Source organism: Variovorax endophyticus (assembly GCF_025376855.1).
Lineage (GTDB): Bacteria > Pseudomonadota > Gammaproteobacteria > Burkholderiales > Burkholderiaceae_C > Variovorax.
In genome coordinates this window covers 129,739-145,282 of sequence record NZ_JAHUTH010000005.1, presented here as the reverse complement: position 1 = coordinate 145,282, position 15,544 = coordinate 129,739, and the positions used below count along the sequence as shown (strand labels likewise).

Genomic DNA, 15,544 nt, shown 5'->3' with positions numbered 1-15,544 from the left:
TTACTTCGAGAGCTTCGGCTGGATCGGGTCGGCCGTGAGGTAGCCGACGGCCGCAGCGTAGCGTTCCTTGTAGTTCGCGCGCACGTACGGATCGAGCGTGGCCTGGACCTTCGAGTGGATGCCGCCCCAGTCGCCCGGGTGCTGGAAGTTGCTCATGATGTAGGTCCAGCCGTTGATCTCGTCCACGGCATGCAGGCCGGTCGACTCGCCGCCCGCGGGGATCGACATGATGCGCGCCAGCTTCTTGGTGTCGACGTTGTACGCCCACAGGAAGTTGTTGACGTGGCTGCTGCTGTCCTCGCCGATGAAGAGGGTGCGCATCTTCTCGGAGAACTTCAGGTTGTCGGGGTTGCCGATGATGTCCGGGTTCGAGGTATTGCCCAGCGCGTCGGACGCGATGTCCTCGCCCACGATCAGTGCGCGGGTCTGGGTCGGCACCCATTCGCTGACGATCGCGGCGCCGTCGCCGTCCTTCTGGCCGCCCGCGAGGTTGTGGGCCATCACGCCACCCGCGCTGAGCTTCTTCGGCAGCGCGATGTTGGTGGCGGCGGTCCAGCCCTTGCCGCCGCTGACCATCGAGTCCTGGATGTTCTGCAATGCCGAGTAGGCGACCTTGTCCTTGATGTTGACGGTCGTGCCTTCCATCTTGGTGAAGGCCATGCTCGCGCCCTTGAGGTTGGCGTAGCGGTGGGTCTCGAGGAAGGCGGCGGCCTTCTCCATGCCCGGCTTCAGGCGGACCCAGTTGGCGGCGCCGTCGCAGAACATCTTGGTGTAGCTCGCGTCCGACGGGTCGGTGTAGACCACGTCCATGATGTCGCTGGCCTTGAGCGTATTGGCCAGGGCCTCGATCTCGGCGCTGGTGGCGTGGCCGAGCTTGATCCACGACATCTTCGTGGCGGCGGCGGCCGGGTCGATCGAATAGCCCGCGTCGTACTTGGCGACGTAGAGCGTGCCGGCCGACAGGTCCTTCTCCTTGTCGGCGACGAACATGAAGAAGCCGCCGTTGGTGTAGTCGTCGCCCATGATGGCGGTGCGCATGTCGGGCATGACCTGGATCAGCTCGTGCGAGATGCGGCCCATGCAGTAGTGCTTCTTCACGCTGCCGGTGCCGTCGGCATTGACGGTGATCTCGGGCAGGTGGCCATAGTGGTAGGGGTTGGCCGTGGTCTCGTCGCCGAACACGTTCTTGCTGTAGGCCTTGAACATCGTGTTGGTGGAGATGCTGGCCGCGTCGGGCTCGTACTCCTCGCTCGACAGGTGGGTGCCCCAGGGCGACAGGCTCGCGCCGCAGGTGATCCACAGGCCGTGCGCGCTCGACATGTCGACGTTGTGGTACTTCACCAGGCTGAGCTTGCCGGTGGCCTGGTCCTGGTCGAGCGTGAGCACGGCGATGGGCGAGGGCAGCGTGCCGTAGGTGCTGTTGCCGGCGAGGTCGCGCGTGGTGTATTCGAACTGGACCACGGCGAACACCGGCTTGCCCTTGACGCCGTCGACCTTGGCATTCGGCACGGTCAGCAGCGAGGTGCCATCGGGGCTGTCGGAGTAGAACTGGCGCGTGTTGGCCGGCACCGACTTGTCGAGGATGGGCTGGTTCTTGATGTCGTAGTAGCCGCCGGCCAGGACCTTGCCGCCCTTGCCGTCCGACACCAGGTCGCCGGTCAGGAAGAAGGGCTGGTAGGCAAGGCGGTACTCGGTCGAGCTGCCGTTGTCGAACGAGATCTTCAGCGTGGAACCGACCGTGGTGGTGGCCATGGCCGCGGGGTCGGCCAGCGTGGGGGCGGCCATGCCGGTGAATTCGGCCGACTTGAACTGCGCGGCGGGCGCCGGTGCGGGTGCGGGCGCGGGTGCCGGAGGAATGACGGGCAGGAAGCCGCCGCCGCCTCCGCCACCGCCGCAGGCGGTCAGGAAGGCAACGCCGCCGAGCGGCAGCATCGGTGCGGCACCGAGCAGTTTGAGGGCGTGGCGGCGCGAGGCGCCGGACTGCGCCTTGGTGGAATCGGACATGGATTTCTCCCGAGTTGTCGTGGGGTGTCGAGGACGACCGTGCAGCCTCTGTTTCTCTCCGCTGCCGGTCAGCCGCGAACCTTAGTTAACTACTGTGACGACGGCATGCATCGCACATGACAAGGCCGTGACACCACGCACGCGGCCGTGACGACGGCCGCGTGTCGTCCACGCTCGGGAATCGTGTCCGCGGACCGGCGAGGCCGGTCCGCGGCACGGTCGCTCAGAGGCCGATCAGGCCGCCGTCGTCCTTCGTGATCACCAGCGTGGCCGAGAGCGGGCGGGCATTGCCGCCCTGCGGCCAGTGGCTGCCGAACTTGGCCGGATCGCCGATGTCGCCGGTGGGCGTGGTCTCGCCGGGATGCTGGATGTTCACGAACAGCGCGCGGCCGTCGCCCGACTCGGCGATGCCGGTCAGCTCGCAGTCCTTCGGTCCCACCAGGAAACGGCGCAGGCCGTCGGTGCCGGGGGCCTTGCCCACGAAGGTGTTCTGCGTGCGCGTGGTCGTGCCGTCGGTGTTGGTGATCACCTTCGCGCCGCCGTCGCCGAGCTTGCCCGGCAGGGCCGCCAGCAGCATGCAGTTGGTGACGTCGGTGTAGGCACCGTCGTCGGTCTGCAGCCACAGCAGGCCCGGCGCGGCGTGGCTGAACCACATGCCGTCGGGGCTCGAGAAGTCGTTGTCGGCCGAGAGCTGCGACACGTTGACGTCGGCCGCGGCGGTGGAGCGCGCGCCGAACAGGTAGACGTCCCACTTGAAGCTCAGCGCCGCCGGGTCGGCGTTGTCGTCCGCGAAACGCACGATGTGGCCGTTCGGGTTGCCGATCTGGTTCGTCGTCTCGTTGTTCTTCTTGTCGTTGTAGAAGCGCGGGTTGGCACCATCGGTCGAGGCGATCGGACGCGAGCTCGCGTTGGTGTTGGTCAGCGTCACGTAGACGTCGCCGTTCTTCGGGTTCACGGCGGTCCACTCGGGACGGTCCATCTTGGTCGCGCCGGCGGAATCGGCGGCCAGGCGCGCGTTGATCAGCACGTCGGCCGCGTCGGCGAAGGCGTAGACGGTGTTGCTCGAGGTGATGCCGTTGACGCCGAGCTTGAGCTCGAGCCACTTGCCGGTGCCGTCGGCATCGAAGCGCGCCACGTAGAGGCGGCCGTCGTCCATGTACTTGTCGCCCGCGGCCATGCCGCCGCCGATGTCGGCCGCATCCCAGTTCTTCGTCGAGACGAACTTGTAGATGTACTCGTTGCGCGAGTCGTCGCCCATGTACCAGACCAGCGGCTTGCCGACCACGACCGGGCCGAGGCAGGCACCTTCGTGGCCGAAGCGGCCGAGCGCGGTGCGCTTCTTCGGCGTGCTCGAGGGGTTGAAGGGATCGATCTCGACCACCCAGCCGTAGGTGTTGTGGCCGTTGCGGTAGTCGGCGGTGGCGCTGGCGCCGAGCAGCTCGGTGTTCCAGCGGCCGTACTGGTTGTCGGCGGTGTCGGGCGTGACGGTGGCCCAGAGTTCGCGGCCGGTGCCGGAGACGCCGTAACGCGCGAAGGACGCTTTTTCCTTGTCGCTGCGCTTGGGGTTGTCGGTGGCGGCGACGCGGCGGAAGTAGCCGGCCCAGTTCTCCTCGCAGGTCAGGTAGGTGCCCCAGGGCGTGGTGCCGTTGGCGCAGTTGTTGACCGTGCCGCGGGTCTTGCTGCCGTCGGCCGAGAACTTGGTCTTCAGGTAGTCGGTCCTGGCGGCCGGGCCCGAGAAAGCCATTTCGGTCAGCGTGTGGACGCGGCGGTTGAAGCTCGAGTCCTGCTTGTAGCTCCAGGCGTTGCCGTTCTTGAGGACCTCGATCACGCTGACGCCGTGCAGGTAGAACTCGCGCTTGACCTCGTCGGCCACGGTGCGCACGCCGCCGGCCACGGTCTGGCCGGTGGGATGCAGGAACAGCGGCGTGATGGCCTCGTGGTTCATCACCAGCAGGCCGCGCGTCGCGTTGACGGCATCCCACTTGTTCGAGCCGTTCATGCCGAAGAAGGTCATGCCGTCGTGGTGGTCGCCAGCGCGGCGGTCGTAGGTGGCCGGATCGTCGGTGCCGTCGTTCTTGTACGCGGCCACGCCGGCGGCCATCGGGTCGCCCAGGCGGAAGAGCACGCTGGCGGTGTAGCCGGCGGGCACGGTGACCACGTCGGCGAGGCTCTTGGCCACGGGGTTGAAGTTGAGCTTCAGCGGTGCCGGGGGCGCGGGCGGCGGGGGAGCCGGCGCGGGCGGGGGCGGGACGATGGGCAGGAACCCGCCACCGCCGCCGCCACCGCCGCAGGCCTGCAGCAGCGCGGTGCCGGCGGTGCCGACGCCCAGGCCGAACAGATGGCGGCGGCTCAGGCGCGAAGCGATCAGGTCGTTGAACGACGGGTTCTTGCTGGGATTGGTGCCGACGTCGTCGAGATCGTACGAAGGGTCGTCGCGGGTAGGTGCGGTCATGCGCGCTGTCTTTCTCGTGGGTTGGAAAAGAAACCAGCCCGCGAAGTTAGGTAGAACGAATGACAGTTCCGTGAATTGGTCAGCTTCTGTTCAGGTTCATTCGACTTGTGTTTTTGTGGTTGTCACGATGCCGCCATGCGACGGCTCCCGGCATCCAGATGCGGACGAAAAAAAGGGGGCTTCGAGCCCCCGATGAATGGACGAGGCATCGAGCCCCGCGCGGAGTCAAGGCGGCGGCAGCTGCTTCGGCCACAGCGCCCACAGGCGCAGCGACTGGTTCATGCTGGCCGCGAAGCGCCCGGCATCGGCGCCGGTGCCCGCGAAGTAGTCGGCGCGCACCGCGCCGACGATGGCGCTGCCGGTGTCCTGCGCCACCACCAGCTTCTGCAGCTGCGCGGACGGGCCCGCGGAGGCCAGCCATACCGGGGTGCCGTAGGGGATGCTCTCGCGGTCGACCGCGATCGAGCGGCCCGCGGTCAGCGGCACGCCCTGGGCGCCGCGCGGGCCGAAGGCGGCATCGACCTCGTTCAGGTCCTCCTCGCGGAAGAACACGTAGCGCGGATTGCTCCACAGGAGCTGCGACACGCGCTGCGGGTTCTGCGCCACCCAGGCCTTGGTGTCGTCGGGCCAGCGGCCGACCTTGGTCACGCCCTGCGACATCAGCCACTGCTGCACGCTGCGGTAGGGCTGCTCGTTGGTGCCGGCGAAGGCCATGCGCACCGTGCGCTGCGAGCCGTCGGCCTCGGTCAGGCGCAGCCGGCCCGAGCCCTGGATGTGCAGCATCAGCGCGTCGATGGGGTCGGCCATCCACGCGATCTCGCGGCCGCGCAGCGCGGCCTGGGCCTCGGGCAGGGTCTCGATCTCCTGGCGCGTGTACCAGGGACGCCGCGGCACGAAGCCCGCGGGCACTTGGTAGAGCGGGATGTTGAACTGCGCGGTCGGCACGCGCGAGGCCTCGTACACGGGCTCGTAGTAGCTGGTGAGCTTGCCCTCGCTCGAGCCGGCGAGCGACTCGACGCGGTAGGGCTGCAGCCGCTGGGTCATCCACTGGCGCTGCTCGTCCAGGCTCGCGATCGCGAGCTGGCGCACCTCGCGGCACAGCGGCGCGAAGGCGGCGTTGGGCCGCGAGCAGTTCGCCACCAGCGCGATCCAGGCCTCGTGCAACGGGTCCTCGCCGAAGCCCGGCAGCTCGGCCCAGCCGACAGGCACCCAGCGGCTCTTGGGATGCGCCATCGATCCGGTGAGGGGGCCGAGGTCGCGCGGCGGCTGCACGACGGGGGGGCGGGTGGGGGTGTCGGGCACGCGCGGCCCGACGGAGCAGCCGGCCAGCGTTGCTACGATCGCGAGCCCAACCAGCCACTGGAGTCCATTTCTCATGGGTTTGATTTTGCTTGAAGCCCTCGCGGCCGGACTCCTGTTCATCGGCATCGTCTGGTGGACCATGTTCTCGGGCCGCAAGAAAGGCGAGCTGCACGAGGAGGACGAGCCCAAGGCGGGGGACGCGAAGGACCAACAAGACCCGCCGCCGCATCCGTGAATTCCTCCTGCAGTCCCGGGTCGACGCGCGCTGTCGGAGAACGGCCCATTGGCTATTACTTTGGTAGCAATCCAGCGAGCAATCACGGGCCCTGTCACGGCTTCCGGTGTTTCAGGACGGCCCCGGAAGCCGTACCATCCCAGCCGCCGCAAGGCTAAGCTGTGCCCGCTTGAACCAACCTCGAAAGGGATCGCCATGAAGAAACTCGTACTCGCCACCACCTCGCTCGCCATCGTTCTCGCGGGCTGCGCGGGCGGCGGCATGTCCGACACGCAGCGCAACACCGCCATCGGCGCGGGCGCTGGCGCCCTGGGCGGCGCCGTCATCGGCTCGGCCACCGGCGGCAACCGCGGGGCGATCGGCACCGGTGCCGTGGTCGGCGCGGCGGCCGGCGCGCTCGGCGGCTACCTGTGGTCGCAGCGCATGGAAGCGCAGAAGCGCCAGATGGAAGCCGCCACCCAAGGCACCGGCGTGGCCGTGACGCAAACCCCCAACAACGAGCTCAAGCTCGCGATCCCGAGCGACGTCTCCTTCGACGTGGGCCGCTCGAACATCAAGCCCAACTTCGCGCCGGTGCTCGACCAGTTCGCCAGCGGCCTGCGCAACAACCCGGCCGCCGAGGTGCGCATCATCGGCCACACCGACAGCACCGGCTCCGACGCCATCAACAACCCGCTGTCGGTCGATCGCGCCGCGAGCACGCGCGACTACCTGGTGGCGCGCGGCGTGAACGCGGCCATCTTCCGCATCGAGGGCCGCGGCTCGCACGAGCCGATCGCCGACAACAACAGCGACGCGGGCCGGGCGCAGAACCGCCGCGTCGAGATCTACGTCGGCGAGCGCGGACCGCGCGGCTGACGACCGGACGGCCGCCAAGCGGCCGTCCCCCTGCAGGGAAGGCAGGCGCGCCGGACCACCGGCGCCCACATCCACGTCTTGTCCAATGGTTCATCAGAGGGAAATTTCATGAGGAAGCTCGCTGTTTCGAGCGCGGCCGCCGCCGTGCTCCTGTTCATCGCCGGTTGCGCCTCGCAATCGTCCGCGCCACCGGCCGACGCCGCCGCGCCCGCCGCCAAGACCGAAGCCCCGGCCGCCAACAGCTGGACCGCGCGGCTGGCCACGCTGAAGACCGACCTGGAGACCGCCACCAAGGGCACGGGCGTGGTGATCGAGCAGACGGCCGACAACCAGCTGCACCTCGTGATCCCGAACGAGCTGTCGTTCGACACCGGCCGCGCCAACGTGAAGCGCAACCTCGCGCAGGTGCTCGACAAGGTCGCCGACGGCCTGAAGAGCGCCACCGCCGCCAGCGTGCGCGTGATCGGCCACACCGACAACACCGGCAGCGAGGAAGGCAACGAGCGCCTCTCGGTGAGCCGCGCCGACAGCGTGCGCAACCACCTGGTGGGCCGCGGCGTGTCGACCACCGCCATCACCACCGACGGCCGCGGCTCGCGCGAGCCGGTGGCCGACAACGGCACGGTGGCCGGCCGCGCGCAGAACCGCCGCGTCGAATTGTTCGTGGCCGAGAAGGCCTGAGCGCCGGCCCGCCGGACGCATCGCCAGCCCTCCCTTCGCGGAGGGCTTTTTTTCGCGCGGCTCAGAGCCCGCGCAGCTTGTTCGCGAGCTCCACCGCCGACTTCACTTCCATCTTGTCGAACACGCGCGCGCGGTGGACCTCCACCGTGCGCACGCTGATCGCGAGCTGGTCGGCGATCAGCTTGTTGGGCAGCCCCTCGATCACCAGCCGCATCACGTCGCGCTCGCGCTCGGTCAGCTCCGCGATGCGGTCGGACAGCCCGCGCCGCGCGCGCCGCGCCTCGAGCGCGTCCTGCGACAGCAGCAGCGCCTGCTCGATGCGGTCGACCAGCGCGTTGTCCGAGAAGGGCTTCTCGCAGAAGTCGAAGGCGCCGCGCTTGACCGCGTCGACCGCGGTCGGCACGTCGGCATGGCCGGTCAGGAAGATCACGGGCAGGGCCGCCAGCAGGCCGCGCTCGACCAGCCGGTCGAACAGCACCAGCCCGCTGGTGCCGGGCATGCGCACGTCGAGCAGCAGGCACAGCGGCTGCTCGGGCAGCGGGCCCTCGGCCAGGCGCTGCTCGAAGGCCTCGGCGCTGCCGTAGTCCTCGCTGGCCAGGCGGCGCGAGCGCAGCAGCCAGGCCAGCGCCTCGCGCACGCTGGCGTCGTCGTCGACGATGAAGATCAGGCCATCGATCAGCGGTTGCATATCGGTCGGGAAGGAAATCGAAGAGAAGTCGGGGGGTGGCGGCCTCAGGCCGCGGCCGGGAGGGTAAACCGGAACACGGTGCCGCGCGGCCGGTTGGGCTCGAACATCAGCGCGCCGCCGTGCTGCTCGACCACGGTGCGGCACAGGCTCAGGCCCAGCCCCATGCCGTCGGCGCGGGTGGTGAAGAAGGGCGTGAACAGGCGCGCGGCGACCTCCTCGCCAATGCCGCTGCCAAGGTCGGCCACCGAGAACTCGAGCCAGCGCCGTGCATCCTCCGTGCCGCTGCCGCCGACCGCCACCGCGCGCGCCACGCGCAGCCGCAGCACGCGGTTGCCGATGTTGTCGGCCGTGTCCATGGCCTGCATCGCGTTGCGCGCGAGGTTCAGCAGCACCTGCTCGACCAGCGTGCGGTCGCACATCGCGGCCGGCAGCCGGTCCTCGAGCACCACCTCGATGATCACGCCGAGCTTGCGCGCCTGCAGCCGCACCAGCGGCAGCACGGCATCGATCAGCGCCTGCGGCGCCACCGCCTCGCGCGTGCGGTCGCGCCGGCGCACGAAGTCGTGCACGCTGCGGATCACCTGGCCCGCGCGGTCGGCCTGCTCGGCGATGCGGCGCACCGCCATCGCCACCTCGCCCTGTTCGCCGCGCGCGTCGGGACCGAGCATGTTGAGCGAACCGGTGGCGTAGCTGGCGATCGCGGCCAGCGGCTGGGTGAGCTCGTGGCTCAGCAGCGAGGCCATCTCGCCCACGGTGGCCAATCGCGCGCTGGCCTGCAGCCGCTCCTGGCTGGCGCGCGAGAGCTCCTCGATGCGGCGCTGCTCGCTGACGTCGATGAAGGCGCTCATCCAGCCGGTCTGCACGCGCTGCGCGTTGAGCAGCGGCGCCTCGAAGATCAGCACCGGGAAGCGGGTGCCGTCCTTGCGCATGAAGACCGACTCGAAGCCCTCGCGCGGCGGCATGCCGCCGGCCAGCCGGCGCGCCTGGCGCTGCTGGTACTCGTGCGCGAGCTCGGTCGGCCAGTAGGGCGCGTCGTTGGCCTCGCGTGCCATCAGCTCCTCGGCGCTGAAGCCCACCATCTCGCAGAAGGCCGGATTGACGTAGGTGATGCGGCCCTGCAGGTCGCGCGCGCGCAGGCCGGTGATCACCGAGTCCTCCATCGCCTTGCGGAAGGCCAGCGAGTCGGCGAGGTCGCGCTCGGCGCGCAGGCGCCGCCGCGTGTCGCGCGCCAGCAGCACCAGCACCGACACCAGCGCGATCGAGATCGCCGTGACCAGCGCGGTCAGCACGTTCGGGAACAGGTCGGGCGCGGAGCGCCAGCCGTCCACGCGCAGCATCAGCGCGGCGCCCGGCAGGTCGATCAGCTGCTGCGAGGTGAACACGCGCGTGCCGACGCGGCGCGCGGTGCCGATGGCCACGAGACGCGTGCCGTCGGTCTCGGTGAAGGCCACCTCCTGGCCGCGCGTGAGCGTGGGGCCGACCAGCTCGGCCAGCGTGTCGCGCAGCGAGTAGCTGGCCACCAGGAAGCCGCCGCCGGCGTCCATCGGCACGCACAGCTCCATCACCTCCATGCCGCCACCGCCACCCAGCGGCACGTAGTGGCTCGGCGAGTAGGCCGGCGTGCCGAGCTTGCGCGCAGCGGCGCAGGCGAGCGAGACGTCGGACTGCTCGGCGGTGCGGGTCGCGGGATCGAGCACATGCAGCCGGTAGGGCGTGTCGACCGCGTCGAGCGTGCGCAGCCGCGCGTCGCGCCATTCGAGCCGCAGCCATTCGCGGTGCTCGCGCAGCAGCGCGGCCGCGGCCTCGGGCCAGTGCGAGCGGTCGGGGCCGGGCGCCTGCGTGGCGCGCAGGCTCTGGGCATTGCGCTGCATGCCGCTGCGCAGGTCGGTCACGGCGTCGGCGGTGTCGCGGTCGAGCGCGGCCTGCACCTGCTCGACCTCGTGCTTGCCCGCGAGCCAGACCACGGTGACCAGCAGCGCCAGCACCAGGATCGCGAGCAGCAGCCAGAGGAACCAGCGCTGCCACAGCGAGCGCAGCCGCGCGAGGCCGGTCACGACGCGGCGATAGGGCGGCACCGGCATCGGCGGTGGCGCGAAGCCGGGCTCCGGCGCGCCGGGCACCGCAAGATCGGCCGCATCCACCGCCATCGCGCCCGGCCCTACAGGATGCGGTGCGACAGCGCGGGCAGCTGCGTGCGCGCGCGCTCGACCTGCGCGGTGTCGATGTCGAACAGCACCACGCCCTCCTCGCTCGCCTGCTGCGCGACCACCGTGCCCCAGGGATCGACGATCAGCGACTGGCCCCAGGTGCGGCGGCCGTTCTCGTGCGTGCCGCCCTGCGCGGGCGCGACCACCCAGGCCAGGTTCTCGATGGCGCGCGCGCGCAGCAGCACCTCCCAGTGCGCGGCGCCCGTGGTGTGGGTGAAGGCGCTGGGCACCAGCAGCAGGTCGGCGCCCTGGCGCGAGAGCGCGCGGTAGAGCTCGGGAAAGCGCAGGTCGTAGCACACGCTCAGGCCGATGCGCCAGGCATGGCCGTCGCGCGAGGGCAGCTCGAACAGCACCGGCTCGGCACCCGGCGCGATCACGCGGCGCTCGTCGAAGCGCTCGCGGCCGTTGTCGAAGAAGAACAGGTGGATCTTGTCGTAGCGCGCCACGCACTTGCCCTCGGGCGAGAAGGCCAGCGAGCTGTTGAAGACGTGGTCGGCATCGGTGCTCTCGATCGGCAGCGTGCCGCCGACGATCCACAGGCCGAACTCGCGCGCCGCGTCGGCCAGGAAGCCCTGCACCGTGCCCGCGCCGGCGGTCTCGCGCAAGGCCAGCTTGTCGGTGTCGCGCGCGCCCATCATGCAGAAGTACTCGGGCAGCACCGCGAGCTCGGCGCCCTCGGCGGCGGCGCGCGCGAGCAGGTCGTGCGCGCGCGCGAGGTTGGCTTCGCGGGCGATGGCCGACACCATCTGGATCGCTGCGACTCTCATTGCGTGGTCTCCGGTCTCTTGCTCTCGCCCGCGGCCGGCAGCCCCGGGATGCCCGGCAGGCTGGGGATGGCCGGCAGGTGCGGCAGATTGTTGGAAATATTGGGCAGCAGCGGGCGCGCCACCTTCGCTATTTTGGGGTCGGCCCAGGTGCCCTCGATCTGGAACTCCTGGGTGGCCGCGCTCGACAGCGGCTTGCTCAGCACCCACTGCGCGAGGAAGGTGCCGAGGCCGATGGCCGGATTGATCGCGGTCGCCACCAGCGCGGCGGTGCCGGCATTGATCTCGGGCACCACCACCACGCGCAGGTTCTGCGTCTCGTGGACGATGTCGGCCGAGCCGTCCATCAGCGCGGCGGCGTTCACGCCCTTCATCTGCAGGTTGTTGGTGCTCGCGGTGCCGTTCGCGATCTTGGCGTCGCCGCGGATGAAGTCGAAGGCGAAGCCCTGGCTGAACACGTCGCGGAAGTCGAGCGTGAGCCGGCGCGGCAGCGCCTGCAGGCTCAGCACGCCGAGCAGCTTGGCGAGACCCGGGTCGGCCTTGAGGAACTGGCCCGACTCGACGTTCACGCCGAGCTGGCCGCCCAGGCTCGGGTAGTCGATGGAGAACGGCGAGCCGCGCCAGTCGACGTTGCCCTCGAGCCGGCCGCTGCCGCGGCGCAGCACGCCGGGCATGCCGAAGCGCCCGAGCAGGATGCCGGCATCGTTGATGTCGAGGCGGAAGGTCATGGCGGTGCGGCGCTGCTCGGCGCGGCCGCCGCCGCCCGAGCCCGGGATCGCGGCCCAGGTGCCCTTGGCCACGAAGCTGGCCTCGGGCATGGTGAAGCTCAGCCGGTTGAGCAGCCATTCGCGGCCCACGCCGCCGCGGTTGACCGCGTCGATCTCGGCGCGGCCCAGGCGCTTGCCGAGCAGCTCGAAGTCGTCGACCACGATGTCGAGCGCGGGCAGGGTGCCGGGCTGCTCGTCGAGCAGGGCCTCGACCTGGGGCGCCTCGCTCGGCGCGATCTTCAGCCGCGCGAGCCGCGCATAGAGCCGGCCAGCCTGGGTGTGGCGGTACTCGGCATAGCCGCTGAGCTCGGTGGCGTCGATGTTGGCGCGCCACAGCGCGCCGTCGCGCGTTCCGCCGAGCACCACCTCGTGCAGGGTGCGGCCCGCCACGCTGAGCTGCTGCGCGCGCACCGCGATGCGCGTGGGCAGGTAGGGCGAGGCCTCGTCGCCGGCCGCGGCCTGCACCTCGGCATTGCTCGCGCCGGTGGCCTCGCCGAAGGCCGCCTGCCAGGCCGCCATGTCGAGCCGCGCGAGATTGATGTTGGCGAGCACGCCGCGCTCGGGCACGCTCGCGGTCTCGCCGGCCGCGAGGCCGACCGCGATGGCGCCGCGCAGCACGCGCGGCTCGCTGCCCGAGATGTCGCGCACGTACTGCACCGAGCCGACGCGGCCGATCTCCAGGCCGATCTGGTCCTGCGTGGCGACGCTGGCCGCGGCCGCGCTGCCCGCCGTGCCGGCGCGCGCCTCGCGCTGCACGATCTTCTTCTCGATGCGCAGCGGCATCTGCTCCTCGGCGCTCTTGGCGAGCGGTGCCGGCAGCTGCAGCGCCAGGCCCTGCAGGCTGCTGGCCACCGAGAACTCGGAGACACCCTCGCGCATCGAGAAGCTCGCGCTGTAGGGCGCGCCGCCGGTGGCCTTCTTCGCCAGCCGCGCGAGCCAGTCGACCTCGCGCGCGGCGCGCATGCCCTCGGCGCTGACGCTGCCCTGCGCGCGGATGGCGAGCTCGTGGCTCGCGGCCGGGCCGGTGTAGCGGCCGCGGCCGTCGATGCGCACGTCGCCGCCGAGCAGCCGGGCCTGCACGCCGGCCAGCGCGAAGCCGGTCTCGGTGAAGTTCAGCGTGCCCTTGGCCTGGGTCAGCAGCGGCGCCTCGGGCACCGGCTGCACCTCGTTGTTGTCGCCGAAGGCCACGCTGGCCTGCACCTTCGCCTTGTCCATGGCCTCGAGCGGCAACTCGAGGTGCAGCTTGTAGTCGGCCACGCCGTTGGCGCGCACGCCGCGCAGGAACTCGCCGGCATCGCCGGCCAGCGGCGCGCCCACGCGCAGCAGCTCGCCCAGCGGCCCGCGCGCCTGCGCGTCGACCTTGAGCAGCGCGGCGTGGTGCGACATGTCGGGGATCTGCGCCTCGGCCTTCGACACCTCGATGGCGGTGGCGCCCGCGAGCCGGCCGCGCGCGTTGCGCACCTGCATGCCGGCGCGCTCGAAGATCAGCTCGCCCGACAGGCCGGTGATCGCGGGCCACTGGGCCACGCCGGGCGCGGCGGGCGAGGCGACGGTCGGCGGATTGGGCGCGGCGGCGACGCGGGAGGCCGCGGTGCCGCGTGCGGGCGCCGGCGCGGCGGGAACGGGCGTGGCCGCGGGCACGTGCGGCGGCGCGTAGGCGTAGTGCACGTCCTGCACCTTGGCCGCGATGCGGAACTCGCCGAGCCGCGGGTCCATGAAGGGCATGTCGTGCAGGTCGCCGCGCACGCGGAAGTCGACGCTGCTCGCGACGCCCTTGGTGACCGCGTCGCGCACGTAGTCGCGCGTGTGCTGCGGGATGTCGAGCGGCAGGTAGCGGTAGACCCGCGTGCCGTCGGCCCGGGTCAGCTTGCCGCGCAGGTCGAGCACGCCGGGAAAGCGCGCCTTGCTGCTCGAGGTGGCCGGGTCGCTGGTGCGCCAGCTGGCCTCGGCATCGCCCTCGGCATCGACGTTGGCGAAGCGCAGCTTCGATACCTGCAGCTGCGTGTTGCCGTTGTCGATCTTCCACTGCAGCTGGGCCGAGAGTCGGTCGACCGGGATCGCGGGCTCCTCGAACACGCCGGGGAATTCGAGCCCGCCCTGCGCGATCGCGAGCGTGGCGCTGCCGCCCGTGTGGCTGGCGTCGAAGTCGAGCGTGGCACCGCTGAGGCCCGGGGTGCCGGGGTGCACGCGCGGCGGGGCGGCCGCGGTCGCGCCGCTCGTCGAGGGTGCCGGAGCGGGCGGCTTGGCCGCGGGCGTGGCGGGCGCGGCAGCGGGGGTCTCGGCCGGCGCCGCACCTGGCTGCGAGGCGATGCGCAGCCCGCTGATGCGGCCCTTGGCCTGGTAGCGGTCGGGCGCGCCCAGCGAGCCCTGCCAGTTCAGGTCGATGCGCTCGACCAGCCCGCGCGGGCCGTAGGCATCGAGCACGCGGTGGGTGGCGTCTCCGAGCGGCAGCCGGTCGGCGATGAGCGCCAGCGCCGCAAGGTCGAGGCGGTCGGCGCGCAAGGCGCCGTGCTCGGGCGTGCGGCCCTTGGCGGGCGTGTGCTGCAGCCAGAGGTTGCCGCCGGGCCAGCGCAGGCCGTCGGCGGTGTCGAACTGCAGCGCGGTGGTCGAGAACTCCATCGTGTCGACCGTGAGCCGGCCCGCGAGCCGGCCCGTGACCGCGCGCAGCACCAGCGGCTGCAGTCCCTGGCCGAGCGAGGCATCGACGCGGTCGAGCCCGAGGTCGGCGGCCGCGCCCACGATCTGGCCGTCGTCCACGTCGGCCCACAGCCGCAGCGCGCCGTTGCCTTCGCGGATGCGCGCGTCGATCGACACATAGCGCCCGAGCCGGGTCACGTCGATGTAGGGCAGGTCGGCGTAGATCTGGCCGTCCCAGGTCTGCCAGCGGCCGGTGCGCACCGACAGCAGCGGCTGGCGGAACTCGCCGCGCAGCGTGAACCGATCGCCCCAACCGGCCGGCGGCGTGGCATCGAGCCGCAGGCCATGGCGGCGGCCGCCGTTGCGCGCCACGAAGCGCACGTCGGTCAGCATCAGCGGCTCGGCCTGGCGCTGCTCGTCGGTCCAGCGCACCGTGCCGCCTTCGATCACCAGTTCGCGCTGCGCGAAAAACCAGTCGGCGGCGCGGGTTTCTCCGGTCGTATCGGTCGACATGTGCAGGCCCGCGACATGGAGTTTTCCCTGAGTGTCGCGGCGCACGTCGAGCGCCGGGCCCTCGATGTAGAGCTGCTCGAAATTGAAGCGCCACAGCGAGCGCGGAGAGACGCTGGCCACCACGCGCACGAGGCGCAGCGCCTCGCGCTGCTGCGCGTCCTGCAGCACCACGTCGCGCAGCTCGAAGGCGGGGAACAGGCTGCCCGAACGGGCCGTGATCGAACCGATGCGCACCGGCACCCCGATCGCCTTGCTGGCCTGCGCTTCCAGCGCACCACGGTAATCGCCGATTCGCGGCACAATCCACGCGTGCAGGACCACGACTGCCAGGGCCAGGAGAAGCCACGCAGCCACGAGAAGACCCAGGAGCCAGCGCGCCGTCACAGCGGTGATCTTGAGCAGACGTGAAGGGGAAGACACCGTGTCGTTCATTGAG

At 71.0% G+C, this 15,544-nt stretch carries 10 protein-coding genes; 3 read left to right on the top strand and 7 right to left on the bottom strand.

Annotated features, from left to right (window positions below; translation table 11 throughout):
- From KV106_RS08615 to mltA, 3 genes are all read right to left on the bottom strand, one after another.
- Positions 1-2,004, bottom strand: a complete 2,004-nt coding sequence (locus KV106_RS08615) for a PhoX family protein (protein WP_261208974.1) — start codon at positions 2,002-2,004, stop codon at positions 1-3.
- 223 nt (positions 2,005-2,227) lie between these two features.
- Positions 2,228-4,456, bottom strand: a complete 2,229-nt coding sequence (locus tag KV106_RS08610) for a PhoX family protein (RefSeq protein ID WP_261208973.1) — start codon at positions 4,454-4,456, stop codon at positions 2,228-2,230.
- Between the two features lie 225 nt (positions 4,457-4,681).
- On the bottom strand, positions 4,682-5,833 hold the full coding sequence (mltA, locus tag KV106_RS08605; protein ID WP_261208972.1) for a murein transglycosylase A: 1,152 nt from the start codon (positions 5,831-5,833) through the stop codon (positions 4,682-4,684).
- Between mltA and KV106_RS08600 the strand changes: the two genes are divergently transcribed.
- The 3 genes from KV106_RS08600 (at position 5,832) to KV106_RS08590 (ending at position 7,532) form a co-directional block, all read left to right on the top strand.
- Positions 5,832-5,993: a hypothetical protein gene (locus KV106_RS08600; protein WP_172705778.1), complete on the top strand. Its 162-nt coding sequence runs from the start codon at positions 5,832-5,834 to the stop codon at positions 5,991-5,993. The genes mltA and KV106_RS08600 overlap by 2 nt on opposite strands.
- A gap of 195 nt (positions 5,994-6,188) precedes the next feature.
- Positions 6,189-6,851 (top strand): OmpA family protein, encoded by a 663-nt coding sequence (locus tag KV106_RS08595; RefSeq protein WP_057597447.1) that lies wholly within the window; start codon positions 6,189-6,191, stop codon positions 6,849-6,851.
- Positions 6,852-6,959: 108 nt separating this feature from the next.
- Positions 6,960-7,532, top strand: coding sequence for an OmpA family protein (locus tag KV106_RS08590; protein WP_057597446.1), 573 nt, complete (start codon positions 6,960-6,962; stop codon positions 7,530-7,532).
- Between the two features lie 61 nt (positions 7,533-7,593).
- On the opposite strand, the gene KV106_RS08585 is transcribed toward KV106_RS08590, so the two are convergent.
- The 4 genes from KV106_RS08585 to KV106_RS08570 all read right to left on the bottom strand — a co-directional run bounded on the left by KV106_RS08585 (position 7,594) and on the right by KV106_RS08570 (position 15,540).
- Positions 7,594-8,220, bottom strand: a complete 627-nt coding sequence (locus tag KV106_RS08585) for a response regulator transcription factor (protein WP_261208968.1) — start codon at positions 8,218-8,220, stop codon at positions 7,594-7,596.
- 44 nt (positions 8,221-8,264) lie between these two features.
- Positions 8,265-10,301 (bottom strand): two-component system sensor histidine kinase NtrB, encoded by a 2,037-nt coding sequence (locus KV106_RS08580; protein WP_057597448.1) that lies wholly within the window; start codon positions 10,299-10,301, stop codon positions 8,265-8,267.
- Between the two features lie 77 nt (positions 10,302-10,378).
- The gene (locus KV106_RS08575; RefSeq protein WP_057597444.1) at positions 10,379-11,194 is read right to left on the bottom strand and encodes a carbon-nitrogen hydrolase family protein; all 816 of its coding nucleotides are present in this window, start codon (positions 11,192-11,194) and stop codon (positions 10,379-10,381) included.
- A complete protein-coding gene (locus tag KV106_RS08570) occupies positions 11,191-15,540 on the bottom strand; it encodes a YhdP family protein (RefSeq protein WP_261208966.1) in 4,350 nt (1,449 codons plus the stop codon). The genes KV106_RS08575 and KV106_RS08570 overlap by 4 nt, the downstream gene beginning before the upstream one ends.
- Positions 15,541-15,544: the final 4 nt, after the last annotated feature.